Origin of the sequence: Vibrio kyushuensis (assembly GCF_050337325.1) — a bacterium.
GTDB lineage: Bacteria > Pseudomonadota > Gammaproteobacteria > Enterobacterales > Vibrionaceae > Vibrio > Vibrio kyushuensis.
The window spans coordinates 445,686-468,717 of record NZ_JAKJSV010000002.1 but is presented as its reverse complement, the minus strand read 5'-3'; the positions used below and the strand labels follow the sequence as shown (position 1 = coordinate 468,717).

The 23,032-nt window shown below is 41.6% G+C and carries 24 protein-coding genes; 12 read left to right on the top strand and 12 right to left on the bottom strand.

Annotated features, from left to right (window positions below):
• Positions 1–78 precede the first annotated feature (78 nt).
• The 3 genes from L4D20_RS02145 (at position 79) to L4D20_RS02135 (ending at position 2,485) form a co-directional block, all read left to right on the top strand.
• On the top strand, positions 79–708 hold the full coding sequence (locus tag L4D20_RS02145) for a cytochrome b/b6 domain-containing protein (protein ID WP_428799915.1): 630 nt from the start codon (positions 79–81) through the stop codon (positions 706–708).
• A 4-nt stretch (positions 709–712) separates the two neighbouring features.
• Positions 713–1,141 (top strand): MarR family winged helix-turn-helix transcriptional regulator, encoded by a 429-nt coding sequence (locus tag L4D20_RS02140; RefSeq protein WP_428799914.1) that lies wholly within the window; start codon positions 713–715, stop codon positions 1,139–1,141.
• Between the two features lie 186 nt (positions 1,142–1,327).
• Positions 1,328–2,485 (top strand): GGDEF domain-containing protein, encoded by a 1,158-nt coding sequence (locus L4D20_RS02135; protein WP_428799913.1) that lies wholly within the window; start codon positions 1,328–1,330, stop codon positions 2,483–2,485.
• Positions 2,486–2,737: 252 nt separating this feature from the next.
• Here L4D20_RS02135 and L4D20_RS02130 read toward each other — a convergent pair whose 3' ends face one another.
• Positions 2,738–3,331, bottom strand: a complete 594-nt coding sequence (locus L4D20_RS02130) for an HAD family hydrolase (protein ID WP_428799912.1) — start codon at positions 3,329–3,331, stop codon at positions 2,738–2,740.
• 273 nt (positions 3,332–3,604) lie between these two features.
• Here L4D20_RS02130 and L4D20_RS02125 point away from each other — a divergent pair, with 273 nt between their 5' ends.
• Positions 3,605–3,781 carry a hypothetical protein gene (locus tag L4D20_RS02125; RefSeq protein WP_428799911.1) on the top strand — a complete coding sequence of 59 codons (177 nt, stop codon included), beginning with the start codon at positions 3,605–3,607 and terminating at the stop codon, positions 3,779–3,781.
• An 86-nt stretch (positions 3,782–3,867) separates the two neighbouring features.
• Here the strand turns inward: L4D20_RS02125 and L4D20_RS02120 are convergent, their stop codons facing one another.
• Positions 3,868–4,770, bottom strand: coding sequence for a PhzF family phenazine biosynthesis protein (locus L4D20_RS02120; RefSeq protein ID WP_428799910.1), 903 nt, complete (start codon positions 4,768–4,770; stop codon positions 3,868–3,870).
• Between the two features lie 90 nt (positions 4,771–4,860).
• On the opposite strand from L4D20_RS02120, the gene L4D20_RS02115 reads away from it, so the two are divergent.
• Entirely contained in the window at positions 4,861–5,778 is a 918-nt protein-coding gene (locus L4D20_RS02115; protein ID WP_428799909.1) for a LysR family transcriptional regulator, read from the top strand.
• A 36-nt stretch (positions 5,779–5,814) separates the two neighbouring features.
• On the opposite strand, the gene L4D20_RS02110 is transcribed toward L4D20_RS02115, so the two are convergent.
• The 4 genes from L4D20_RS02110 to gcl form a co-directional block, all read right to left on the bottom strand.
• On the bottom strand, positions 5,815–6,432 hold the full coding sequence (locus L4D20_RS02110; RefSeq protein WP_428799908.1) for a TetR/AcrR family transcriptional regulator: 618 nt from the start codon (positions 6,430–6,432) through the stop codon (positions 5,815–5,817).
• Positions 6,433–6,814: 382 nt separating this feature from the next.
• Positions 6,815–7,729 (bottom strand): 2-hydroxy-3-oxopropionate reductase, encoded by a 915-nt coding sequence (locus L4D20_RS02105; protein ID WP_428799907.1) that lies wholly within the window; start codon positions 7,727–7,729, stop codon positions 6,815–6,817.
• A 47-nt stretch (positions 7,730–7,776) separates the two neighbouring features.
• Positions 7,777–8,553: a hydroxypyruvate isomerase gene (gene hyi, locus L4D20_RS02100; RefSeq protein WP_428799906.1), complete on the bottom strand. Its 777-nt coding sequence runs from the start codon at positions 8,551–8,553 to the stop codon at positions 7,777–7,779.
• A 206-nt stretch (positions 8,554–8,759) separates the two neighbouring features.
• Positions 8,760–10,541: a glyoxylate carboligase gene (gene gcl, locus L4D20_RS02095; RefSeq protein ID WP_428799905.1), complete on the bottom strand. Its 1,782-nt coding sequence runs from the start codon at positions 10,539–10,541 to the stop codon at positions 8,760–8,762.
• Positions 10,542–10,853: 312 nt separating this feature from the next.
• Between gcl and aceB the strand changes: the two genes are divergently transcribed.
• The 4 genes from aceB (at position 10,854) to L4D20_RS02075 (ending at position 14,656) form a co-directional block, all read left to right on the top strand.
• Positions 10,854–12,509 (top strand): malate synthase A, encoded by a 1,656-nt coding sequence (aceB, locus tag L4D20_RS02090; protein ID WP_428799904.1) that lies wholly within the window; start codon positions 10,854–10,856, stop codon positions 12,507–12,509.
• A gap of 66 nt (positions 12,510–12,575) precedes the next feature.
• Positions 12,576–13,013: a GlcG/HbpS family heme-binding protein gene (locus tag L4D20_RS02085; RefSeq protein ID WP_428799903.1), complete on the top strand. Its 438-nt coding sequence runs from the start codon at positions 12,576–12,578 to the stop codon at positions 13,011–13,013.
• A gap of 324 nt (positions 13,014–13,337) precedes the next feature.
• Positions 13,338–13,694, top strand: a complete 357-nt coding sequence (locus L4D20_RS02080) for a group I truncated hemoglobin (RefSeq protein ID WP_428799902.1) — start codon at positions 13,338–13,340, stop codon at positions 13,692–13,694.
• A 14-nt stretch (positions 13,695–13,708) separates the two neighbouring features.
• Positions 13,709–14,656 carry a GGDEF domain-containing protein gene (locus L4D20_RS02075; RefSeq protein ID WP_428799901.1) on the top strand — a complete coding sequence of 316 codons (948 nt, stop codon included), beginning with the start codon at positions 13,709–13,711 and terminating at the stop codon, positions 14,654–14,656.
• Between the two features lie 575 nt (positions 14,657–15,231).
• Here L4D20_RS02075 and L4D20_RS02070 read toward each other — a convergent pair.
• From L4D20_RS02070 to ppiC, 3 genes are all read right to left on the bottom strand, one after another.
• Entirely contained in the window at positions 15,232–16,149 is a 918-nt protein-coding gene (locus tag L4D20_RS02070; RefSeq protein ID WP_428799900.1) for a LysR family transcriptional regulator, read from the bottom strand.
• 195 nt (positions 16,150–16,344) lie between these two features.
• On the bottom strand, positions 16,345–17,262 hold the full coding sequence (locus tag L4D20_RS02065; RefSeq protein ID WP_428799899.1) for a LysR family transcriptional regulator: 918 nt from the start codon (positions 17,260–17,262) through the stop codon (positions 16,345–16,347).
• A 73-nt stretch (positions 17,263–17,335) separates the two neighbouring features.
• Complete coding sequence (gene ppiC / locus L4D20_RS02060; protein ID WP_248009694.1) at positions 17,336–17,614, bottom strand: peptidylprolyl isomerase PpiC; 279 nt, start codon at positions 17,612–17,614, stop codon at positions 17,336–17,338.
• A gap of 195 nt (positions 17,615–17,809) precedes the next feature.
• On the opposite strand from ppiC, the gene L4D20_RS02055 reads away from it, so the two are divergent.
• Complete coding sequence (locus tag L4D20_RS02055) at positions 17,810–18,727, top strand: chemotaxis protein (protein ID WP_428799898.1); 918 nt, start codon at positions 17,810–17,812, stop codon at positions 18,725–18,727.
• Between the two features lie 56 nt (positions 18,728–18,783).
• Here the strand turns inward: L4D20_RS02055 and L4D20_RS02050 are convergent, their stop codons facing one another.
• On the bottom strand, positions 18,784–19,152 hold the full coding sequence (locus L4D20_RS02050) for an MmcQ/YjbR family DNA-binding protein (protein ID WP_428799897.1): 369 nt from the start codon (positions 19,150–19,152) through the stop codon (positions 18,784–18,786).
• 45 nt (positions 19,153–19,197) lie between these two features.
• Positions 19,198–19,683: a MarR family winged helix-turn-helix transcriptional regulator gene (locus tag L4D20_RS02045; RefSeq protein ID WP_428799896.1), complete on the bottom strand. Its 486-nt coding sequence runs from the start codon at positions 19,681–19,683 to the stop codon at positions 19,198–19,200.
• A 126-nt stretch (positions 19,684–19,809) separates the two neighbouring features.
• Here L4D20_RS02045 and L4D20_RS02040 point away from each other — a divergent pair, with 126 nt between their 5' ends.
• Together L4D20_RS02040 and L4D20_RS02035 are read left to right on the top strand one after the other, a co-directional pair.
• Positions 19,810–20,706 carry an EamA family transporter gene (locus L4D20_RS02040; protein ID WP_428799895.1) on the top strand — a complete coding sequence of 299 codons (897 nt, stop codon included), beginning with the start codon at positions 19,810–19,812 and terminating at the stop codon, positions 20,704–20,706.
• Positions 20,707–20,837: 131 nt separating this feature from the next.
• The gene (locus tag L4D20_RS02035) at positions 20,838–21,854 is read left to right on the top strand and encodes a GGDEF domain-containing protein (RefSeq protein ID WP_428800736.1); all 1,017 of its coding nucleotides are present in this window, start codon (positions 20,838–20,840) and stop codon (positions 21,852–21,854) included.
• Between the two features lie 91 nt (positions 21,855–21,945).
• On the opposite strand, the gene L4D20_RS02030 is transcribed toward L4D20_RS02035, so the two are convergent.
• The gene (locus L4D20_RS02030) at positions 21,946–22,878 is read right to left on the bottom strand and encodes an exopolyphosphatase (RefSeq protein WP_428799894.1); all 933 of its coding nucleotides are present in this window, start codon (positions 22,876–22,878) and stop codon (positions 21,946–21,948) included.
• Positions 22,879–23,032 lie beyond the last annotated feature (154 nt).

Sequence of the window (23,032 nt, the reverse complement as noted above, 5' to 3'; positions counted from 1 at the left end):
ATTTACATTACAACTGTTGCGATTGCAACTGTTGCGGTGTAAATTAAATTCGAACATAATTAATACCGAGGAAAAAACATGAAAGTTTGGGATTTAGCGACACGGGTTTATCACTGGTTACAAGCCGCAATTTTTTGTGGATTACTCATTTCTGGTTTCTCAGGGAATGGCCCACATACTCTATTAGGGTTAGCGCTTTTGAGTTTAATAATCTGGCGAGTACTGCTCGGATTCTGGGGAAGTGATACCAATCGTTTCACTCAATTTGTTGTGTCACCTATTAAGATCATTCGATACTTAAAAGGTCAGCCTCAAACCAATATCGGGCATAACCCGCTCGGAGCTCTTATGGTTATCGGGCTCATTTCTTTACTGCTGCTTCAATGTATTTCTGGTTTAGCACTTTCAGGTTTTTTAGATAGTTTACCCAATTCAGATATTTGGCTAACTGATGGCGTATTCGACTGGCTAGAGTCAACGCATTTATTGCTCGCCAACATTTTACCGCTCGTCGTTGTTCTCCATGTCGCAGCTATTATTGTCTATAAGTTCAAAAGAAAACCTTTACTAAAGGCGATGTTGACTGGAAGCCAAGCAACTAAATCAGGCCCTATGGCAGTGAAGTTTGTCTCTCACCGACGCGCTTTTTTAATGCTAGTTATTGCAGGATTAGTTACCATGACAATAATTGCACCATCAATGGCATAACGAAATGACAGAACAGTTTAGTAGGCAAACAAGCTTTGGGTGGATGATCAATGTCATCGCAGGACAAGCCGCTAAGAAATTTGAAGTAGAGCTAAAAAAACACGGCTTAACCCTCGCCCTTTGGCCAACCATGATGTGCCTTTGGGAAGAAGAAGGCGTGACTCAACGGGATATTTCAGCAAAATCTAAGGTCGAGAACTCCACCACGACCCGAACACTCGATAAGCTCGAAAAACTTGGGCTAGTTGAAAGGCGTGATGATCCTAATAGTCGACGATCTTTTCGTATTTATTTAACCGATCAAGGACACGCTTTAAAAGAAGTGCTGTTGCCGATCCCTCTTGCCGTGAACAAAGATATGCTTAGCTCGTTAGATAAAGGCGAGCAAGCTGAGATGATTAGGCTATTACAGAAAATGGTCGCAGTCGTTTAGAAAGAAAACAATCTTAATAAATCGGGTTACCATCGGGTCACCAACAGCGATATCACGCTTGGTGACTCGACTAATTCATTGCCCCTCCTTTGTTTATATCAATGCTCATCAATAAGCACTGACCTGTCCTTACCATTGCTCAGATATGACCTACACTGAACGATATAATCACAGATGAGAGGCTGTATGTTGATCGAGCTAGATATACCCACTTTATCTATCGTCTGCGTGTTACTTTCTTTCACATACGGCATTAGCCTTGCGCTCATTCAAAGGCTTCAGCCGAGCATCCACGGTGTTAGCATCATTGCTTTTGCACTCTTCTTGCTCGGTGTCGGTTTTCTTCTTTTAAGCTTTGGTAACAACACGACACTATGGGTATCGAAAATACTCGCGAACTCCCTCATATCAGTGAGTTACACTCTGATTCTACATGGTGTGTGTCGGATTAGAGGCTACCCTATCGCCATAGCAAACTGGGGATATTACTCCTTACCTGCCGTGGTGATTGGATTAACCTACTTCACCTATTTTTCCACCTCTACCGACGCGCGCATCGCTATAATGGCAACGCACACGGGGCTAATAAGCATTCTTGCTTTTTATGCCAACCATAAAGGAACCGTGGATGACATAGTACCCGCTAAGCATTTACTCTCTACGGGCCTAGTGATCTATGCACTCTATTCATTATTTCGAATTATTCGGCTGCCTTTCGACGAACGAATTGAAGACTTCATGGCGGCGAATGTAGTGCAGCAACTTACGTTTGTCACAATCATTACGTTGATTATCTTTATCGGGCTCTCTATTACGTGGATGCTGACAGGACGCTTGGTGGCAACGATATACGATTCATCACTCAAAGATGAGTTAACGAAACTCTACAATCGAAGAGCACTGGAAGAACTCGTCCCAAAAGAAGCCGCTAGAGCCCAACGATTCGACCACTCGCTATCAATACTTCTCATCGATATCGATAAATTTAAGAATATTAACGACGTCTATGGGCATCAAACGGGCGACAAGGTATTACGTGATATTGGCCGAATCTTACGAGTAGAAACTCGCAGTAATGATTTCTGTTTCCGCTATGGTGGGGAAGAGTTTTTAGTTTTGTTACCTGAAACGACCAGACACCACGCAGAAATTGTTGCTGAAAAATTGAAAGGCGTAATCCAAAGAACGTCTATGCTGCCGAGTAACCGAGAGTTTTGTACCGCCAGCTTCGGAGTTAGCGCATTAAAAGCTGACGAGCATTGGGAGTCAGCTATTGAGCGTGCAGATAAAGCGCTCTATGACGCAAAAAGCGCAGGTAGAAATCGTGTTGTAGTGAGTGATTAGAAAAGCGTTCGAAAGGCTTACAGATTAACGCTAGTCATTAAGCGGCCAACCCAAGTAATTTCCCCTGATTCAATAAGATCAAAAACAGTGAAAAACAGCGCACAAATGATCGCTAGTTTAAAAAGACGAATAAAGATAAACATACTGAGCCTAGTAAGTGGATATTTGAAAGTGCCAGTAGCTTACTGGCTGCAATGGAAAAGGCAAGACCTCTACTCTATTACCTCAGTGGAATGAGTAACGTCCTATCAATTATGCATCAGCTCTTAGCATGCCTAGGAGTTGTTCAAAATTATTAATCACTATATCGGCTTGGTTTTTAAACTCACTGTCGCCGTCTCTATCAAAAAGACACGCGAGCATATTGGCATTGCGAGCAGCTTCTAAATCAAACTTATAATCACCCACATAAACCAGCTCGCTGACATCTAGCTTCAGTGTGTTAGCAAGAATGAATAATCCTTCAGGGCTTGGTTTAGGCGGACAATCTTCTCGCGTGAGCATCAAATCAATCGGTAAGGCTAAGTTGCTGAGCATCATTTGGCTTGCAGGCCTTATGTTTCGAGTCAGAATAGCGGTTGGATAGTCATCTTGATGTAACGCGTTGATAAGCTCTAACGCTCCGGGCATTAGGGTTGCAGTTTTAGCCGCTTTCATTTCAAAATCAAAAACCGTTTTATTCGCCGAGATTCTTTCCTTTTCACTCTCCATTTTATCAATATATTCAAGAATTGGTTCCCCATGAGGAAAACCAAGCTGTTGTCTTAATTGATGAAAATCGAGTTTCGAGTCCACCAGCGTACCATCAAGATCAAAAATAACGGCTTTAATATGAGAAAGGTTCAATCGTATCTCCAAAGAAAAGGTAACTAGGGGCTTCGAGCGTTTACTTTGTTGTAAACATTGACGAAAACACCATTTAACTTCCACTTTACGCGGATTAGAAACGTTCGCAATACAACATCATCCAATATGAGCCACAATTCATAAAAGTGTAAGCAAAGGTTAATAGATGTAAGTTAGCATTGTTTGTTCATACAGATAGTAAACTTGTTGACTAGAGTTTAAATTCCACGCCAATTTTGGCTGGGACAATCATTAGCTAATCTGGAGGTTACAATGGAAAAGTACTGCCCAAACTGCCATACAGAATTGATCGGTAGAGCCAATGTTCATGTCTGCCCAAGACACGCCATTGGAGACTGCACTTATGATGCCTACCAACTTGATCTCAGTACGCACGCTGAAGTACCTCACATTGAGGAACACAGATCTTTAGAAGCAGCAGTTAACTAGCGCATGGTTTAAATGATTAGAGAAGAAGTCTAAAATGTAGACTTCTTCTCTATGAATTCTTATTTACCCATACATTCATTACACAACTAAATATAGATATCCAAATCACGCATTACCTGACCATACCCACCCGCCATTAGTCCTGTAATTTTCCCCTTTTCGACTTCAAGGTCGACCGTGATTAAACTCGTCGAAGCAGGCTCCATATAAGCGCCTTGTTCTATAAGAAGCGTGGTTTTTCTCACACCAAGATAATCTCGTAAATAACTCGCCAATGGTCCCGCGGCCATACCTGTAGCTGACTCTTCTTCTATAGCGAATCGAGGTGCAAACATACGTGTCGTTGCGTCTTTATCCGTCACCGTTTCATCAACTGTAAATACGTAATAGCCAATCAAATCCAACTTCTCACTAATCTCAGCGATCTGTTCAAAATTCGGCGCTATATTTCTTAGATCCTCACCGCTTCGTACGCCGATAATAATGAAACTGTTTCCGGTATTCACTAATGTAATCGGTGCGCTAGGAGCCAAGCTTTGTTCTGAGATATTTAATGATGCAAGGACATCGTCGGTGGTAACGCCCTTCGATTTCCAATCATCTTCTTGAGAGTACCTTGGGGCTAACTGCTCCATATAAGCCGCGCCATTTTTAATGAGTATTTTCCGCGGACCGTCCACTGTTTCTTTGCTTGAGTCGCCTTCTTTGATTGTGCCACTTTCAGCCAAATAAGAGAAAGTCGCTATAGTCGCATGCCCACAATGGGCAATTCGGCGATTGGGAGTGAAGAAGTCTAATTTAAATGCCTCAGTCTGCGATTTAGAAACAAAAGCCGTTTCAGACAATCCAATACGCTGTGCAATGTTCAACATATCCGCTTCAGAGTAATCATCAGCATTGAGAACCACACCCGCGGGATTACCACCTTGCCCGTTAGTTACGAAACCATTCACGATGTGCGCTTTTATATGACGTTGTTCAGTATTCATGCTATTTCCCTATCAAAGTTTCATCTTGTTGTTAGGAATAATAGATAGGTTCGACTACTATAAATACTCATATAAACATGAGTTAAATTCATGAATGACAATAAAGAGAAGTTACTCATTCGCCTGAGCCAAGCTGCACCGATGCTGGCCGCTATTGGGGAAGAACTGAGTTTTACCAAAGCCGCTGATACACTCAATATTCAGCAATCGGCAGTGAGTCATCGAGTTCGATCTCTCGAGCAAGCTCTAGGCGTTACGCTCTTTGAACGCACAACAAGGAAACTCGTGCCAACCGAGGCTGGCTTAGTATTATGCCATGCAGCTAAAAAGTCCCAATCGATATGGCCAAAGGCACTTGATAAGCTCAGTGAGTTACAATCGACTGCACAAATAAAACTCTCGCTCTCTTCATCACTGGCAATGAAGTGGATGATACCGATACTGAGTCATGCACAATCACATGACCTTAATATTTCGCTCAATGTGAGTGATGAACCTGTGAATTTTGATCATGAACCTATAGATGTTGTCATTAGGTTTGGAACAGGCCCATATCCTGGGTTGCACTCTACACGTCTTAGCCGCTGTTCGTTACAGCCTGTCGTTAGCCCTGCGTTGATGAGAACCTTTGAAGAAGACGTTGAATCATTATTTATTGGCAGCGATACAACGCTATTGGGTGATCGTCTTGGAGAAAAAGATCGTACTCAATTCGACTGGAAAAGTTACTTTGAAGGAACTAGCTATGATGGTGATGTATCGAAACTATCCACACATCAGTTCGACCGCGCCGATTTAATGCTGCAAGCCGCTATTAACGGTATTGGCGTTGCTTTGGGGCGTACCCTACTGATTGAACAGGATATTCAGTCCGGATTTTTAAAAAAGGTAGGCCCACCTGTCGTAATCCAATCAGGATATTGGCTAGTGTGTAAGCCAAGTTTCTCTGAGAGCCAGCGTTTTGAATCCTTATACCAATGGCTCAAAGAGGAAATTAAACGAACCTAATGATAGTTATGTACAAACAAGCGTGACAAATTAGAACTATTCAGTTGCGCTTTTTACGCCGCATCCTTTGATCACAAGTTGTGTTAAGAACTCTGCTGCGTCAGCATAATCTTCATTATCTAGGGTATCTTTTTCCATCACATTACAGATCTGCCAGCTAAAGTCAGCGTAGGTTTGAGTTGCTGCCCATATAGTGAACATTAAATGATGTGGTGGGACTACGTCCATTAAGCCGTTATCAGACCAAGTTTTAAATTTATCTAGAATCATTTGAGACTGCTTGAAAAGCTCTTCACCCACTTCAGTAGGCAATACTTTTGCCCCCGACATAACTTCATTAGCAAATACTTTTGAGGCATAAGGGTAATCACGAGAGATACGTAATTTGGTTTGAATATATTGAGTTAACGCTTCGACGGGGTTGTCGAGATGCTCGATAGGACGGGAGGCTTCCAGTAACGGCTGAGTAACCATTTCCAGTACCGCATAGTAGAGCTTGTCCTTGCTACTAAAATAATAGAATACATTGGGTTTCGGAATGTTGGCAGCTTTGGCAATGTCGACCATTTTTGTGGCAGCGTAACCATTTATGGCGAACTGTTCACTGGCAACTTCAATAATAAGCTGTTGGTTTTTCTCTCTAATCCGAGACATGCGTTTACCTATCCATAGGGTCTTCTTTGTCATAGTAATTAATTTGTTCGATAAGTCCAATAGATATAAAGAGTTAAAACTATTTATGGGATAAAGCGGGAAAGAAAAAATCCCGACCTTGAATCAAAAGCGCCTGCTAAGAATGAATAGGTGAAGCGCCTATTCGCTTTGTCTTCAAGGGACGGGAACGCGCATAAAAGGAGACGAAACTACGCGATTTGCGAGGAAAAATCCGAGTGATCGCCTGCCCAAGTAATCACTCTATAGGGTATTTACGCTGCTTCTATTTGAGTCGGTATAATTTAGTGGAAATAATCTAAACATAACGGCCCAAACAGCGTAAATACTAGCCTTCTTTGATCAATTCATTCTCAACGTAAAGTTACTTACGAATCGAATGGTCTGAACGATTTTCAATTGCTTTGATCAGTGCTGAGTGGTCCCAGTTTTCACCACCTAATGCCGCGCACTCACCAAATAACTCTTGTGCGTTTGCTGTATTAGGAAGAGCTACTTTCAGCTCTTCTGCACCGCTTAACGCCAAGTTAAGGTCTTTCTGGTGAAGTGCGATTTTGAAGCCTGGATCAAACGTCCCTTCAATCATTCGTTCACCGTGCACTTCTAGAATTTTCGAGCTAGCAAAGCCACCTAATAGAGCTTGGCGAACACGCGCTGGATCTGCGCCTGCTTTAGAAGCAAAGACTAAGGCTTCTGAAACCGCTTCAATGTTCAGTGCAACAATGATTTGGTTTGCTACTTTCGTTGTTTGACCTGCGCCGTTGTCGCCCACTAGTGTGATGTTTTTACCCATCACTTCAAACAGAGGTTTTGCCACGTCAAATGCCGTTTGGTCGCCACCCACCATGATGCTTAGCGTACCGCCTACTGCACCAACTTCACCACCTGAAACAGGAGCATCTAGATATTGAGCGCCACTCTCTTTAACGCGTTTAGCAATAGCTTGCGTTGCCATTGGTGAGATTGAACTCATATCAATTACAAGCTTCGTTTCTGCGTTGTCACCTAAGCCTTGCTCAACACCGTTATCACCAAATAGAACGTCTTCCACTTGCGGTGTATTTGGCACCATCAAGATAATAACGTCAGCAACCTGCGTTGCTTCTTTTGGTGAATGAGTCACGATAGCGCCAGCTGCTACAAGATCTTGTGGTGCTGGGTTAAAGTGGTCAGTAAATACCAACTGATGACCTGCTTTTTGCAGATTTTCAGCCATTGGCTTACCCATGATTCCTGTTCCGATAAATGCTATTTTCATACTTTGTTCTCCATAACTCATTATTGAATATTCTGCTTTAACTCGATTTTTCAGTTATCACGATTCAATTAACGATATTGATTAAGCCAATCTAAACCGTCTGTCGTTGTTGTCTTTGGTTTGTACTCACACCCAACCCAACCGGTATAACCAAGGCTGTCTAGGTGAGCAAGTACGAATGGATAGTTGATTTCGCCTGTTCCCGGCTCATTACGACCTGGGTTATCAGCCAGCTGAACGTGGCCAATTTGAGCGATGTTATGACTCATGGTTGGTGCAAGGTCGCCTTCCATGATCTGCATGTGGTAAATGTCATACTGAAGTGACAAGTTATCGCTGCCAACTTCTTTGATAATACCCTTTGCTTGCTCTGTGTTATTAATAAAGAAGCCCGGAATATCTCGAGTGTTAATCGCCTCGATAACCATAGAGATACCTTGAGCTTTTAATGCTTCAGCCGCGTATCTTAGGTTAATCACGAGCACTGAATAGGCGTCTTGCTCAGTCACACCTTTTGGTGCGATACCCGCTAAACAGTTGATTTGCGTACAACCGAGTACTTTCGCGTATTCAATCGCTTTTGCTACGCCTGATTGGAATTCGGCAACACGGCTAGGATCAACTGCAATACCTCTGTCTCCAGCATTCCAATCGCCAGCAGGCAAATTGAACAGAACCTGTTCCAGCTTGTATGTGTCCAGGTTTTGTTTAATTTCCTGTGCGCTAAAGTCATAAGGAAATAGATATTCTACCCCTTGAAAACCCGCATCTGAGGCAGCTTTGAAGCGATCTAAAAAATCAACTTCGTTAAAAAGCATCGATAAGTTGGCAGCAAATTTTGGCATGATGTTCTCCTTAATTTTCATGTAAGCCACCTCGCGTAAAGTCCATCACACATAACACCGCTGTTGATAACGTTGGTGGAGCCTTATGTGCGACAGCCCTTACTAGTAGCGTGCATTACATGAAATAGTATTGGTTCTTAAGCTTGTGTTATTCGTAACTCTCTAAGCCATTTGCTTACGTTATTTACATAAGCTATTTACTTAATCTATTGGCTTAAGTTGTTACGTAACGCTGTCGGCGCATCTTCAAGTGTTTCAGCTAGAGATTCGAATTCATTGATGGCGTTAATCTCAACACCCATCGCAATGTTCGTAACGCGCTCTAGAATTACTTCAACGACAACTGGCACTTTATGCTTGTTCATTAGCGCTTTTGCATTTTCAAAAGCTTGTGGCAATAGGTCAGGATCTCGAACTCGAATCGCTTTACAACCTAGACCCTCAACAACCGCTACATGGTCTACGCCGTAACCTTCAAGCTCTGGAGCATTTTGGTTTTCAAAAGCTAATTGAACACAGTAATCGATATCAAACTGTCGCTGTGCTTGACGAATCAGGCCAAGGTACGAGTTGTTTACGACAACGTGGATGTATGGAAGGTTAAATTGCGCACCAACCGCTAACTCTTCGATCATGAATTGGAAATCGTAATCACCAGAGATAGCAACAATAGGGCGGCTTGGATCTGCAGCACGTACACCTAGCGCTGCAGGAATAGTCCAACCTAGAGGGCCAGCTTGACCACAGTTGATCCAGTGGCGCGGCTTATAAACGTGAAGCATTTGCGCTGCAGCAATTTGCGACAAACCAATCGTACTTACGTAACAAGTTTCGCGATCAAACGCTTTGTTCATCTCTTCGTAAACACGCATTGGTTTAACAGGAATTTCGGTATAGTGCGTTTTACGCAGCATGGTTGCTTTACGCTGCTGACACTCGTTCACCCACTGGCTACGATTCGGCAGAATACCTTTGTCACGCCACTCTTTCGCTACTTCTACTAGCTGCTCAAGTGCCGATTTCGCATCAGATACGATACCTAGATCCGGACAGAATACGCGGCCAATTTGCGTCGGTTCGATATCAACGTGAACGAACGTACGATCTTTGGTGTAAACATCTAATGAACCCGTATGACGGTTTGCAAAACGGTTACCAATACCAAATACGAAATCTGATTGAAGCATGGTTTCATTACCGTAACGGTGCGCAGTTTGAAGCCCTACCATACCCGCCATCAGCTCATGGTCATCAGGAATCGTTCCCCAACCCATTAACGTTGGAACAACAGGAACACCGGTAATTTCAGCGAACTGCTGAAGCAACTCAGACGCTCCAGCATTAATAACACCACCACCAGAGACAATAAGAGGATTCTCAGAATCACACATCATCGACATTGCTTTTTCAGCTTGCTCTCTTGTCGCTTTAGGTTTGTAAGCTTCTAGAGGTTGATAGGTTTCGATATCAAATTCAATCTCAGCTAGCTGAACATCAATGGGTAGATCAAGTAGAACCGGTCCAGGTCGGCCTGAGCGCATAATATGGAACGCTTTTTGGAAAGCACGCGGTACTTGAGCTGGCTCTAGTACGGTTGTTGCCCATTTGGTTACTGGCTTAGCAATAGTTTCAATGTCTACTGCTTGGAAATCTTCTTTATGCAGTCTTGCGCGTGGTGCTTGGCCTGTAATACATAGAATTGGAATCGAATCCGCTGATGCAGAATAAAGCCCCGTGATCATATCTGTTCCCGCTGGGCCTGATGTACCTATACATACACCGATGTTGTCTTGGTTGGTACGTGTATACCCTTCCGCCATATGGGAAGCACCTTCAACATGGCGTGCCAGCACATGATCAATACCTTCCAGCTTTTTCATTGCGGCATACATTGGGTTAATAGCTGCACCTGGAACACCAAAGGCGATATCAACACCTTCTAGTTTCATTACCTCAACTGCAGCTTCTATTGCTTTCATTCTAGCCATGTGAATCTCCCTTTCGGATTGTATACAATTTAAAACGACTTTGTACACTATGAGCTTTTCTGAGAATTTGGCAAGAACAAATTTAACATCAAAATAACAACCACACGCCTTCCTAAGTGGTTACTAACCTCAAGGACCTTAACCCACTTAGCTTTATATAAACTATCTTTACGTTAAATTAATTTCACTCAAATATTAATGATAATACTTTGTTAAAATTACTTTGATTGTTTACTAGAATTACAATATAAGTAGACATGTAAATTTGATTTTGTATACAAATTCAATCGGTATTGTTTAAGGAGACGAACAATGAATTCAAATGACACAGCGGATCGCACTGATTTTTCTACACCAAAGCTTTCGGAGTCGAAGCTAGAAATATTAGGTGATAATTGTAACCCAGAGTACAAATCGATCCTGTCTAAGCCTGCTATTACCTTTCTACATAAACTAGTAGAGACCTTCCAAGATCGTAGAAACAGCCTATTAACTGCAAGAGATATTGCCCAAGCAGAATATGATAAAGGCGCTCTACCTGATTTTAGACAAGACACACGCCAAATACGTGAAGATAAACAGTGGCGTGTTGCGCAAATTCCCGCACCACTACTCGATAGACGAGTAGAAATAACCGGCCCGATTGATCGAAAAATGGTCATAAATGCCATGAACTCTGGTGCAAAGGTCTTTATGTGCTGCTTTGAAGATGCCTCTGCGCCTACATGGGAGAACATGATTGATGGTCAAGTTAACCTGCGCGATGCCAACCTAGGTACGATCAGCTATTCAGATGAAGCAAAGAACAAACAATACGAGCTTAATGCAGAACATTCCCAACTGATTGCACGCCCCCGTGGCATCCATCTACCAGAGCAAGGCATTAACTTTAATGATGAAGCTATTGCGGGTTGTCTAATGGACTTCGCGCTGTACTTTTTTCATAACTATCAAAGCCGTGCTGAGAAAGGATTGGGCGTTTACTACTACATTCCCAAATTAGAAAGCATGGAAGAAGCGCAATGGTGGGATGATGTTTTCCGTTTTACTGAAGATTATTTCAGTGTGGAACGCGGAACCATTAAAGCAACAGTATTAATTGAAACCTTACCTGCTGCTTTCCAGATGGACGAAATTCTCTACGCTATGCGTGACCACATCGTTGCGATGAACTGTGGCCGCTGGGATTACATCTTCAGCTACATCAAAACACTGAAAAATCATGCCGACCGAATTTTGCCAGACAGACACGGCATTGGCATGAATCAAGATTTCTTGAACGCCTACAGTCAATTATTGGTTCGCACATGTCATGCTCGTGGCGCACTAGCTATGGGGGGAATGTCAGCCTTTATTCCAAATAAAGATCCTCAAAAAATGGCGGCAGTCACTGCGAAGGTGATTGAAGATAAACAACGCGAAGTCACCAATGGTCACGATGGTACTTGGGTGGCTCACCCAGCTCTTGTTGACCTTGCTATGTCTACCCTCAACAAGCACATGAATGGCAAAGCCAATCAACTGGATTTTGCTAGCCCTACACACACAATAGATGCAGACCTTCTGCTTAAGCCTTGTACCGGCAGACGCGATGAGGCAGGCGTTCGTAAAAACATACGTATTGCGCTGTATTACATCGAGTCATGGATTCAAGGAAAAGGCTGTGTACCAATCTACGGATTAATGGAAGACGCTGCTACTGCTGAAATTTCACGAGCTAACATTTGGCAGTGGATCCACCACGGCATCACTCTAGATGATGGCCAACCTTTTGACAAAGAACGTTTGCATAAATGGCTCTATCAAGAGCTCGATACAATTTCACAAGAAGTTGGAGAAGCTCGTTATGCTGCTGGGCGATTTAAAGAAACCGCCGATCTATTTTACGATCTTTCAACAGCAAAACAGTTTGCCAACTTCCTAACTTTACCAAGCTATCCGCTTCTTAAAGGAGCTAGTCGCCTATAAGCTTTATCTATAGGCACTCTTACTCCTCAAAAAGCACCGATAGCGATCATAGACTTAGGAGATAACATGGGAAGTTTAACTCTTCAACAAGCGTTGACCATTATTGACGGCACGCTAAACGCAGGGCAACAAACCAATAGTGCACCACTTACCGTTGCAGTACTTGATAGCGGTGGGAAGCTTATTTCACTCCAGCGCCAAGATGGATCGAGTATGATGCGACCTGATATTGCGGTTGCAAAAGCATGGGGAGCTTTAGCGCTCGGTTGCTCTTCAAGAAAGCTCGCTCAAGATGCAGATACACGTCCTGCGTTTATCTCTGCTGTGAATGTTCTCGCTCACGGAAACATGGTGCCTGTACCGGGCGGTTTATTGATTCGTGATGAGGAAAATACGGTACTCGGTGCTGTGGGTGTCAGTGGTGATGTCTCTGACGTTGACGAAAGTTGTGCGCTTGATGGAATAAGTCATGCAGAGCTGTTTTGTGATGAGATGGTGGCTTAATCAACACCAATCTATCTAACGTGCTACTTATAGCTCTCTAGCTACATTTAACACGTTCTTGATGGCTTCTACTATGTCCCTTCATAAAATGGAGGGACAACTACTTTACTCAAACGATATGAAGATACACAGCCCCAGTCATGGTAAGTACCAATCAAAGACACCAATTGCATAATTTCAACCTCACACCAGAACTCTTAGCAATAACGACGTGAGTACTCAATTTTTGACATTTTACATGCTCTAAGGTCGCCATTTCATACAGTTATCCTATAGTTACAGTAACTAAAGACATTACGCATCAAGTAGCATGGAGATGACACATTGAGTTCTTCTTTATACCTAAAGTACGGCGGTTTTGGGCAAGTGCACCAAATCGTGGAAGCGTTTTTTGATCAAGTGTTGGCTTCAGAGACGCTAAGTCCCTATTTCAAGAATACCAACTTTAATGCGCTGATTGATCATCAAGTTAACTTTATCAGCTCCATCATGGGTGGCCCACAAAACTATGATGACAGAGAGCTATTAAACGCTCACAGCCGGTTTTCTATCAGCGAAGATGCATGGTCTGAAGTGGTCTCGATATTACAAGAAGTACTCACAAGCTTTGGTGTTGAAAGCCACGACATTAAGCAACTACTTGATACTATAACAACGAAAAAAACGTTAATTCTCGGCTAGAGAGAGTATTGAACATGAAAGATAGATTTGATTTATTCAACTCAATACCTGCACCCATCATTTTGTTTGACCCAAAAACAAAACGCTCGGTGTTTCTCAACGAGTGCAGCCTTCAACTATTTGAACTCAGCAACAGTAAACAAGAGCCTTCCGATAGTGTCTTGATTGGTAAGCTTAAAAATATGCTTAGCCAATATGTTGAAGGAGAAGAGAGCACACATCAGTTTACACTTGAAATTGCACAAGCTCGTTGTCGTATGCTTTATGAGTTCACCTTCAATTATTGCTCAATCACTAACCTTATCGTTGCACATGGGCAAGAAGTCACTCAGTTGAAAAAGTCGCAACAGCTGCTTCGTAGCTCATCAACCATGCTTGAGAAGTATAGCCATGAAATGCATGTTCTCGCCCACGTTGATCAGCTCACTAATATCCCAAATCGACGGTCGCTGTTTGCTAAGTTCAATGAGATGAAACAAGCAAATAACGAATTAAACTGCGCGGTTAGCATTATTGATATCGACCATTTCAAACGTTGTAACGACACCTATGGCCATTGTTTTGGTGATGATGTATTAAAAGCTTTTGCTACGCACATCCATCAGCATTTAACCGATTCGCAATTTTTTGCTCGCCTTGGTGGAGAAGAGTTCTGCATCATCCACAATGGCGCCGATTCTCTTACGCATCTAAAAGAACTAGAATTCATTTTGCTCACGGTCAGAGCCCTACCGTTGACTACCCCTTCAGGGACATTAACAACGGTAAGTTTTAGTGCTGGAGTCGCCGACAGTATTGACTCAGTCGACTCATTAGATGAACTATTAAGAAAGGCGGATAAAGCGCTTTACTACGCTAAACAAAATGGACGATCTCAAATCATCAGATACTCGAAATCTATTCCGTTAGATAGTGAATATCAGGTAAAACATGGAAGCAGCGAGCGGCAAAACACCTATTAATTTCTCATTACAGCAACGTTATAGAACCATTTTCCACTTGAAATAGAGCTCTTTAGCGATGCTATTAAGCGGACTTTTAGACGATGGTTACAATCCGCCTACGCCCGTGTCTTCTGCTTAGTTAATGACAAATACCCATTAGTCGAAAAACAGTGACGTTGAAGCATTTCATCTCGTATTCTCACCTATACTTATTTACATCCCGCTTTTAAACCTAGATAAACCTCTGATAGACATACGTTTAGATCAACAGAGACTTCATCGTAATACGGTATTCGATAGGCAAGAATCGAATCAATGTTGATGAAACTTCGCAGCAATGACGACCTATTTCCAATGGTGCGCTATTCTAAATCAACAGAAGAGGAATTTTCGTTATGGCCGGGGTAGTGCAATTACAAATGCCAATAGAACTTGAGCCTGATTTAAACTCTTCTACTCAGCCTAAAGCAACGCGAGCATGAAATTGAATTTAGTTGGCTAATAAAGGTTATGGCAGAGCCCTTTAAAAGGAAAAAAGAAATAACTTAAGGTCGATGGATTCCAGCCTTATCGAAAAGGGTGAAAATCAATAGCTAAAAAGTACTAAACAGCTTCTTCATTTCCAGATGCAAGTATCCATACATCAGGTGGTTCCGTCTCGTTTGTAATAAACACCCTTTGAGCACCGTTTTTCCAATTGGCATCCCTTCACTCGGTACAGAGTAGCAACGGAGTCCATCGGTTAATCTAAAAAGAGTTTCTGTACCAAACATAATCGCATCAGAGTCTTTTAAGAACGCATTTGCGGCCGAAATGGTACTAGAGATGAGATCAATTTCATGAACATAACCTATATCTTGATACGATTTGTTCAACTGGTTCTTCGAATAGTTTTTTACGGGTTGCCATAAACTAACCAAAGGTAATGAAATGACATCTTCCCAGGTGAATGATTGAAGGAAAGCCGGATGATTATGCCTAGCAAAAATAACATTATCTTCGGAGTAAATTTTTTGACTATATATATCTTGTGGTAAAGAAATCTCTTCTACTTGAATACCATAGTCTATCTTACCTTCTAGGAAATCTGTTATGGTGTGCTCGTTCCAACTTGTTATCTCAAACTTTGCCTTGGGGAACATCTTTTTCAAGCGAAGAACAATATCCCCCCCTATGACCTCTAATAAGATCGCATTTGCTACTATAGATATACTGCCTGAGTACTCTAACGGCTCAAACTGTTCATAATCTCTTAAGACATTAGAAATCGGTGTTAAGAATGCGTCCGTCGCTTCTGCAAGCCTTATCGCCATCTCTGAGGGTTCAATACCACGCGACTGACGAATAAATAGATGTTCTCCAAATACTGCTTTTAGCTTATCTAAACCTTTACTGACTGTTGGCTGAGTTACCCCTAACTCCTCTGCAGCCAAAGAGGTGCTTTTGGTTTTAACTAGCACTTTCAAGAGCATTAAAAGTCTAAGATCAAGATTCTTGAGGCGATCATCCATATTAAAACTTATTCCAGTAGCTGTTTAAATTCATTTTTTGTATGGTACTTCGTTAAGACATTATTTCTAAGTAAAATCTAAAGCGTTGCTGTAAACATCCCTTCTTTAAATAGTAGCAAAGCAAACGATACATACTTCCATAAGCAGTACATATCGTTTTAAGAAATTAGAAAGCTATAGTTAAATCGGTAAGAACTACAAAGTGGCAAACAACGCCTTCATCTCACGATGTAAATACTTATACATTGGATAGTTTCGACGTGTTTGCAATAGGCAGCCTTTTAATACCGTTTTTCCAATCGGGTTCCTTTCATTCGGCACAGGATAACAACGGAGTCCATCAGTTAAATGTACAAGCGTTTCAGTGGCGTACATAATCGCATCTGATGTTTTCAAAAAAGCATTAGCGGCAGATAGACTGGTAGAAATGAGTTGAATTTCTGGATCAAACCCAAGATCTCGATAGGTTTTCAGCAAAGGTAATGTGGCCATGCTTTGAACTGGTTGGCGTAAAATAACCAAAGGCAACTCTGCAATGTCTCCCCACTTCATTGAACCATCTAGCAGGGGATGATCTTGTCTAGCAAAGATTAAGTTGTCTTCTGAATATATTTTTTGACTGTATATATTCTGTGGCAGAGGAACTTGTTCTAGTTGAATGCCGTAGTCATGCTTGCCTTCCAATATTTCCGCCACACTATGTTCATTCCAACTGGTTATATTAAACGTTGCTTTGGGAAATGTTTTTTTTAAATGGAGGATAATCTCTGCACCAACGACTTCTAATAAGAATGTATTAGCCACGATAGAGAGATTGCCAGTGTATTCCAATGGATCAAAGTTTTGGTATTCTCTTAATACATTCGATACAGGCAATAAGAGCGCGTCCATAGCTTCGGCAAGCTTAACCGCCATCTCAGACGGTTCGATTCCATAAGATTTGCGAATAAATAGATGATCGCCAAATACCGCTCTCAACTTCTCCAACCCTTTACTCGCAGAAGATTGAGATATACCTAATTGCTCTGCGGCTTTTGAGGTACTTTTGGTTTTAACCAAAACTTTCAATAACATTAAAAGTCTTAAGTCTAAATTTTTAAGTTGGTCATCCATAGATACATCTTATTCATCAAAGGTAAAAATAAGGTCGAATCCACTAATAGGAAAATACTCTTAAGTAATCAATTTAAGTACGATAAAGCACTTTCACCACATGCCAGCCAAACTTAGTTTTGACAAGATGAGGGACTAGAGTTTCGCCACTAAAACAGACTTTGTCGAACTGAGGCACCATTTGCCCTTTACGAAACTCACCCAAGTCGCCACCCTTTTTACCTGATGGACAATTTGAGTATTTCTTCGCTAAGGTTTGAAACTTTGCGCCCTTTTTAAGCTGCTTGATGATGTCTTCTGCTTGTTCTTTATGCTTCACTAAGATGTGAAGTGCCGCTGCGGTGCTCGCCATGTTTTTGCTCTACTTTTAATGTCTAACTACTCATTGGCTGCGATTCTACCTCAACCAATCGAGATCTTCACCCAACTCGCATACCTTGTCAGATCAATAAACGTTTCACTGGTGCCAAATTCCACATCCGTTAGCATTGCTCCATAAAGAAAATACGTTACTATTAATAGTAGTAGATTCATTTTGAGACACGTCATGGCTAAAACACCCAGTAAAGCAAACCAATCCCAAGGTATGCTTATGTTCACCCTGAATGCACAGAAACAACTGTTCGCTATAGGGACATTAAAGGTTCGGGAAATTGTTCCCTATATGCCTACAACTCAAATTCCTTACTCACATCACCATGTCGTTGGTACGGTGACCATTCGTGACTTAACAGTTCCTGTAATCGATATGGCTGCAGCCATTGGTTTTCGACCGATTCAACCTGAAGAATACAATGACAGCTATCTCATTGTGACCGACTGTTTACGTACGATTGTTGCCTTTATGGTGCGCTCAATTGAAAAGATCATTGAATGTAACTGGCGCTCTATTGAGTCTCCACCTGAAACAACTGGTAAGGATGTATTCGTAACGGGTATCACGCGTCACGACGAGCACATCGTGCAGATGCTTGATGTTGAGTTATTACTGTCAAAAATCTACCCACAATATGAATCCGCCAATATCCCAATGCTTACAGATATTGAACGTGAGCGTTTAAAAGCTCTGAATATTCTACTTGTGGACGACTCTTCAATTGCTAGAAAACAACTCGCAGATGCTTTGGATAGAATCAATATCCCTTATCAAATTTGTAAGAACGGACTGGAAGCACTTGAGTTAATGAAGGCTCAGTCTTCAACTGTTCAGGCAATAGATCTCTTAGTTAGTGATATTGAAATGCCGGGTTTAGATGGTTACGAGCTTGCATTTGAAGTACAAAACTCGCCAGATCTTGATAGCGCTTACTGCATTTTGCACACGTCGCTATCGAGTGAGATTTGTATTGAGAGAGCACATCAAGTGGGCGCTCATGAAGCGTTGGAAAAATTTAATGCGGGCGAATTGATACAAGCGATGCTGAAAGGCGCTAAGCATATCGAAGAGAGTAAACAACCCGTTTAGCCCGTTTATTGAATTTGGAATAGGCCGAAAAATGCAGAGTAGCTCACTCTGCGTTTCTATTTCTGGCTCTGATTTACATTGAGCATCTCTCTTTCTGATTTTTTGAGTTTGCTTACTACGAGTTGGTAAGATCGCTCACTTAACTCTTTGATAAGGGACTCTTCAACATCACTATTGAGGTCAACCGTTATCCAATGGCGTTTATTCATATGATACCCAGGAGAAATACCATCAAACTGACTGACTAAAACTTCTCCATCTTCAGGGGCACACTTTAAGTTTACGGTTTCTCTTCCATTACGTTCACTAATAAGCGCAAACATTTTACCTTTCACTTTCAGAACTAAAACCTCAACGCCAAAAGGGAAGTCCTGCTCTGCTGCGACAAACGCCATTAAGAACTCTTCAAGTTGTTTACTCTCCACCACTACCTCCTTGTCAAAGTGTTCTTACCGCAACTAGCTGTAACCTTATGATTCGAACTGAGCTAGCCATGTTGTTAACAATTGATTTAATTGCTTCTTCTGAGTTGGCGATAAAGAGTCAACCAAACTGGTTTGCACGGCGACATGCTCTGTCATCATTTCATCGATGAGGACTAATCCATCTTTCGTCAGCTTTACGAATACGCTACGACGGTCTTCTTTACTGTGAGTACGTTCAATAAGCCTTTTCTTTTCTAACTTGTCGAGACGATTGGTCATCGCACCCGAAGTCAGCATCATTGAGTCTATTAATTCAGATGGCGTTAGGCTGTATGGTTTGCCACTTCTTCTCAACGTGGCCAGTACATCAAATTCACCTAATTTTAAGTCATATTGCTTATGTTTTTCTGCAACGTGTGTTTCTAAGTGTTTGGAAACACGCAATAAACGCCCTAGCATTGCCATTGGCTGCGTATCTAACTCTGGTTTCTCGGTGGCCCACTGCTCTACAACACGTTCAATTGCGTCCATAATTAATTTACTCTCCCTTAAAAAATAGATCAGATCCTCAATATCTTAACATAAAGATACTTTACAAATAGTGATTTTAGGCGTAAGTTCACACAAAAATATCTTAATGTGAAGATAATTGATTTTATGAATATACTTTTAGCAATGATCCCCGCATTTTTCTGGGGCACAACGTATGCGGTAACGCAGTATACGCTTCCTAACTGGCCACCGTTGTTGCTAGGGGCTTTGCGTGCGCTACCTGCTGGGTTACTGCTGCTAATGGTAAAGCCAACCCTACCCAAAAAAGGAGAGTGGCAAGTTCTCTTCAGCTTAGGCCTCATTAATATTGCGACATTCTTTGGGCTAATTTTTGTGATGGCACTAACACTACCATCAGCGATTTCCGGTGTCGGCATGGTTTCAGTACCAGTCTTTGCTATGATTTTTCATTGGTTAATTGGAAATAAAAAACCCAACGTGCTGCAGGCACTCTCAGGTATTGCGTTGGTGATATTAGCTTGGTTACTGTTTGATCCTAGCTCAATTAGCCTGAACCCTATTGGCTTAGCGGCGATGTTGGCAGCGATCATGTGTATTGTTGTTGGCAGTAGTATTACGAAATCACTTGGCAGCAAAATGGACTGGTGGAGTGTACTAACTTGGCAGTTATTAATCGGTGGCATTATTCTAGCTCTTGCTTCTGGCTTCCACTATTTTGTCGATTCTGCCCCATATATTGCCGTATATGAGAACTTTAATAGCGCAAACTTTATGGGCCTACTTTGGGTTATTGGTTTTAATACCGCGCTTGGCTATGGCATGTACGTTTGGCTCTTACAAAGAATGTCTGTCGTTGACTTTACATTTGGTAGCATCGCAAACCCTATCGCTGGAATCGTCAGTGGATTAATACTGATTGGGGACTCATTTACACTCTATCAATATACATTGATGCTTAGTATGATAGCTACTTCCCTATTACCTCAGATTATTATTGCGATTAGACAAGTCAAGTCTCCATCTTCCGTAAAAGTTAGCTAAAGCTTGATTTTGATGGTTACTCAGCTTTGTTGCTTTTGCTAAAATAGACAAAGAATATTGAAGCAAACATTCAATTAATCAACTAATCTTAGGCTTATAAGTAATTGTTAGTTATGGCAGCAAAAATAGAAATGACGAGCGACGACTTCAAAAAATCGACTGCTAATTTAAAAAAGGCAGTTCCATTGATGATGAAAAACCATGTTGCCGCGACGCCCGCGAATTATGCAGTGTGGTACACCTACGTCGATGAAAGTAACCCTGAACTTAATCAAGAACTCGACATGGTTGTTGAGAATTTTGGTGTGTGTCCGCCTGCTGCGGGCAAAGAGCTTTATAACAACTATGTTGCCGATCAAGCTGAAACTGATCTAACAGATCTGAGAGAAAATATCGAACTACTGGTCAACGAAGTCGCTAGCTCGATGACTGATACTCTTTCCGACACCTCTTCATTTTCAGAATTTATTGATAAGAGTTTTACCGATCTTAGCCGCGTAGAAAAAGAAGGATTATCGCTCGATGAAGTAATGGGGGTAATTCGTCAACTAGTCTCTGAGTCACGAGAGATCCGTAATTCGACCGATTTCCTCAATGGTCAACTTAGTACCGCTACCCAAGAAATATCTCGCTTAAAATCCCAACTAGCAGAAGTTCAACAAGACGCGCTATTTGATAGCTTATCGAGCCTATACAACCGTCGAGCCTTTGATGCTGATCTTTTTTCGCTGTGCCGTGCAGAGCAGCCGATGTCTCTTATTTTGCTCGATATCGATCACTTCAAAAACTTCAACGATAATTATGGTCATCTATTTGGTGATACCGTTATTCGAGCTTTAGCAAAACGGCTGCAAACCAGCTGTCGTGAAGGTATTACAGCTTATCGATTTGGTGGAGAAGAGTTCGCGCTTATTGTTCCAAATAAATCCATTAGAATTGCTCGTCAATTTGCAGAAACAGTTCGCCGTGGCATTGAAAAGCTGTCGATAAAAGATCGCCGTTCTGGAAAGCAGATTGCGAATATTACCGCTTCGTTTGGGGTGGCTGAATATCAAAGAGGTGACTCTGTCGAAATGTTAGTAGATCGTGCGGATGCATTGCTTTATGAGGCGAAGCAATTAGGAAGAAATCGTGTAATGCCTCTTTAAGACGTAACATAATAGTTAGAAAAAATAAGGGCTCAATAGTATATATTGAGCCCTTATTTTATTCGAATCTGACAACCAAATACTTAGTTAGTTATCCATCAGCTGTTATTTTTTCTATCAAGATTTGTTCAACTTCATCTGCCTTCTCAATATTGATTTGACAGGTTCCAGCGGCTTTATGCCCACCTCCACCATGTTTAAGCATCAACTCACCTACATTGGTTTTTGAGCCTTTATCAAAGATCGATTTACCTGTAGCAAACACAATGTTCTGTTTTTGAAATCCCCACATTTTATGAATCGAGATATTACACTGTGGAAATACCGCATAAATCATAAAACGATTCCCTGCGTATATTGTCTCTTCTTTGGTGAGATCTAAAACCACTAAGTTGCCGTATACTTTTGCACAGCGAACAATTTGCTCTTTGAATAGGTTTTCATGCTCTCGATACATAGAAACCCGTTCAATAACATCAGGGAGCTGTAGAATTTCATCTATCGTGTGGGATTTACAAAAATCGATAAGGTCCATCATCAATTGATAATTAGATATTCTAAAATCTCGGAACCTCCCCAGACCTGTTCTTGCATCCATTAGAAAATTAAGTAGATTCCAGCCAGTTGAGTCTAGAACCTCATCACGAGTAAAGTTTGCGGAATCCCCTTTATCGACCGCTTCCATCATCTCAATCCAATGTATCGGAAACTTTGAAACTCCCCCGTAATAGTCCCAAACCACTCTCGCAGCTGATGGGGTGTCGGGTTCAATAATGTGATTGGTGTGTTCACCAGGGTTACGCAATTTCTCTGAAAGATGATGATCAAAAACAAGGTGAGCTTGAGGAACGTAGGGAAGATTGGTCACGATATCATTTTCGGTAATCGTTACTTTGCCATCCTGCATATCTTTAGGGTGAACAAATGTAATGTCTTCAATCAAATCAAGTTGCTTTAATAGTACAGCGCAAACTAGCCCATCGAAATCGCTACGAGTAACAAGCCGAAATTTATTCACTGACATACCTAGATCCTTACTTGGTATTTATGTTCACTGAGTCAAACATCATTAATTGGATCAATGTGTAATTACTGTGGTGTTTGTATTAATTCTAGACATGTTCAATTTTTTGACAAACTTAACACAATATTTTTTAAAGGTTCTTTTATACTGACCT

Bases quoted from the DNA above. Each gene is read 5' to 3' on its own strand.
- L4D20_RS02030 (WP_428799894.1), bottom strand. From the start codon at position 22,878: ATGTCAGTGAATAAATTTCGGCTTGTTACTCGTAGCGATTTCGATGGG.
- L4D20_RS02070 (WP_428799900.1), bottom strand. From the start codon at position 16,149: ATGGATGATCGCCTCAAGAATCTTGATCTTAGACTTTTAATGCTCTTG.
- L4D20_RS02075 (WP_428799901.1), top strand. From the start codon at position 13,709: ATGAAAGATAGATTTGATTTATTCAACTCAATACCTGCACCCATCATT.
- aceB (WP_428799904.1), top strand. From the start codon at position 10,854: ATGAATTCAAATGACACAGCGGATCGCACTGATTTTTCTACACCAAAG.
- L4D20_RS02035 (WP_428800736.1), top strand. From the start codon at position 20,838: ATGACGAGCGACGACTTCAAAAAATCGACTGCTAATTTAAAAAAGGCA.
- L4D20_RS02045 (WP_428799896.1), bottom strand. From the start codon at position 19,683: ATGGACGCAATTGAACGTGTTGTAGAGCAGTGGGCCACCGAGAAACCA.
- L4D20_RS02115 (WP_428799909.1), top strand. From the start codon at position 4,861: ATGAATGACAATAAAGAGAAGTTACTCATTCGCCTGAGCCAAGCTGCA.
- L4D20_RS02065 (WP_428799899.1), bottom strand. From the start codon at position 17,262: ATGGATGACCAACTTAAAAATTTAGACTTAAGACTTTTAATGTTATTG.
- gcl (WP_428799905.1), bottom strand. From the start codon at position 10,541: ATGGCTAGAATGAAAGCAATAGAAGCTGCAGTTGAGGTAATGAAACTA.
- L4D20_RS02110 (WP_428799908.1), bottom strand. From the start codon at position 6,432: ATGTCTCGGATTAGAGAGAAAAACCAACAGCTTATTATTGAAGTTGCC.
- L4D20_RS02055 (WP_428799898.1), top strand. From the start codon at position 17,810: ATGGCTAAAACACCCAGTAAAGCAAACCAATCCCAAGGTATGCTTATG.
- L4D20_RS02040 (WP_428799895.1), top strand. From the start codon at position 19,810: ATGAATATACTTTTAGCAATGATCCCCGCATTTTTCTGGGGCACAACG.
- L4D20_RS02120 (WP_428799910.1), bottom strand. From the start codon at position 4,770: ATGAATACTGAACAACGTCATATAAAAGCGCACATCGTGAATGGTTTC.
- L4D20_RS02105 (WP_428799907.1), bottom strand. From the start codon at position 7,729: ATGAGTTATGGAGAACAAAGTATGAAAATAGCATTTATCGGAACAGGA.
- L4D20_RS02125 (WP_428799911.1), top strand. From the start codon at position 3,605: ATGGAAAAGTACTGCCCAAACTGCCATACAGAATTGATCGGTAGAGCC.
- L4D20_RS02145 (WP_428799915.1), top strand. From the start codon at position 79: ATGAAAGTTTGGGATTTAGCGACACGGGTTTATCACTGGTTACAAGCC.
- L4D20_RS02140 (WP_428799914.1), top strand. From the start codon at position 713: ATGACAGAACAGTTTAGTAGGCAAACAAGCTTTGGGTGGATGATCAAT.
- ppiC (WP_248009694.1), bottom strand. From the start codon at position 17,614: ATGGCGAGCACCGCAGCGGCACTTCACATCTTAGTGAAGCATAAAGAA.
- L4D20_RS02085 (WP_428799903.1), top strand. From the start codon at position 12,576: ATGGGAAGTTTAACTCTTCAACAAGCGTTGACCATTATTGACGGCACG.
- hyi (WP_428799906.1), bottom strand. From the start codon at position 8,553: ATGCCAAAATTTGCTGCCAACTTATCGATGCTTTTTAACGAAGTTGAT.
- L4D20_RS02135 (WP_428799913.1), top strand. From the start codon at position 1,328: ATGTTGATCGAGCTAGATATACCCACTTTATCTATCGTCTGCGTGTTA.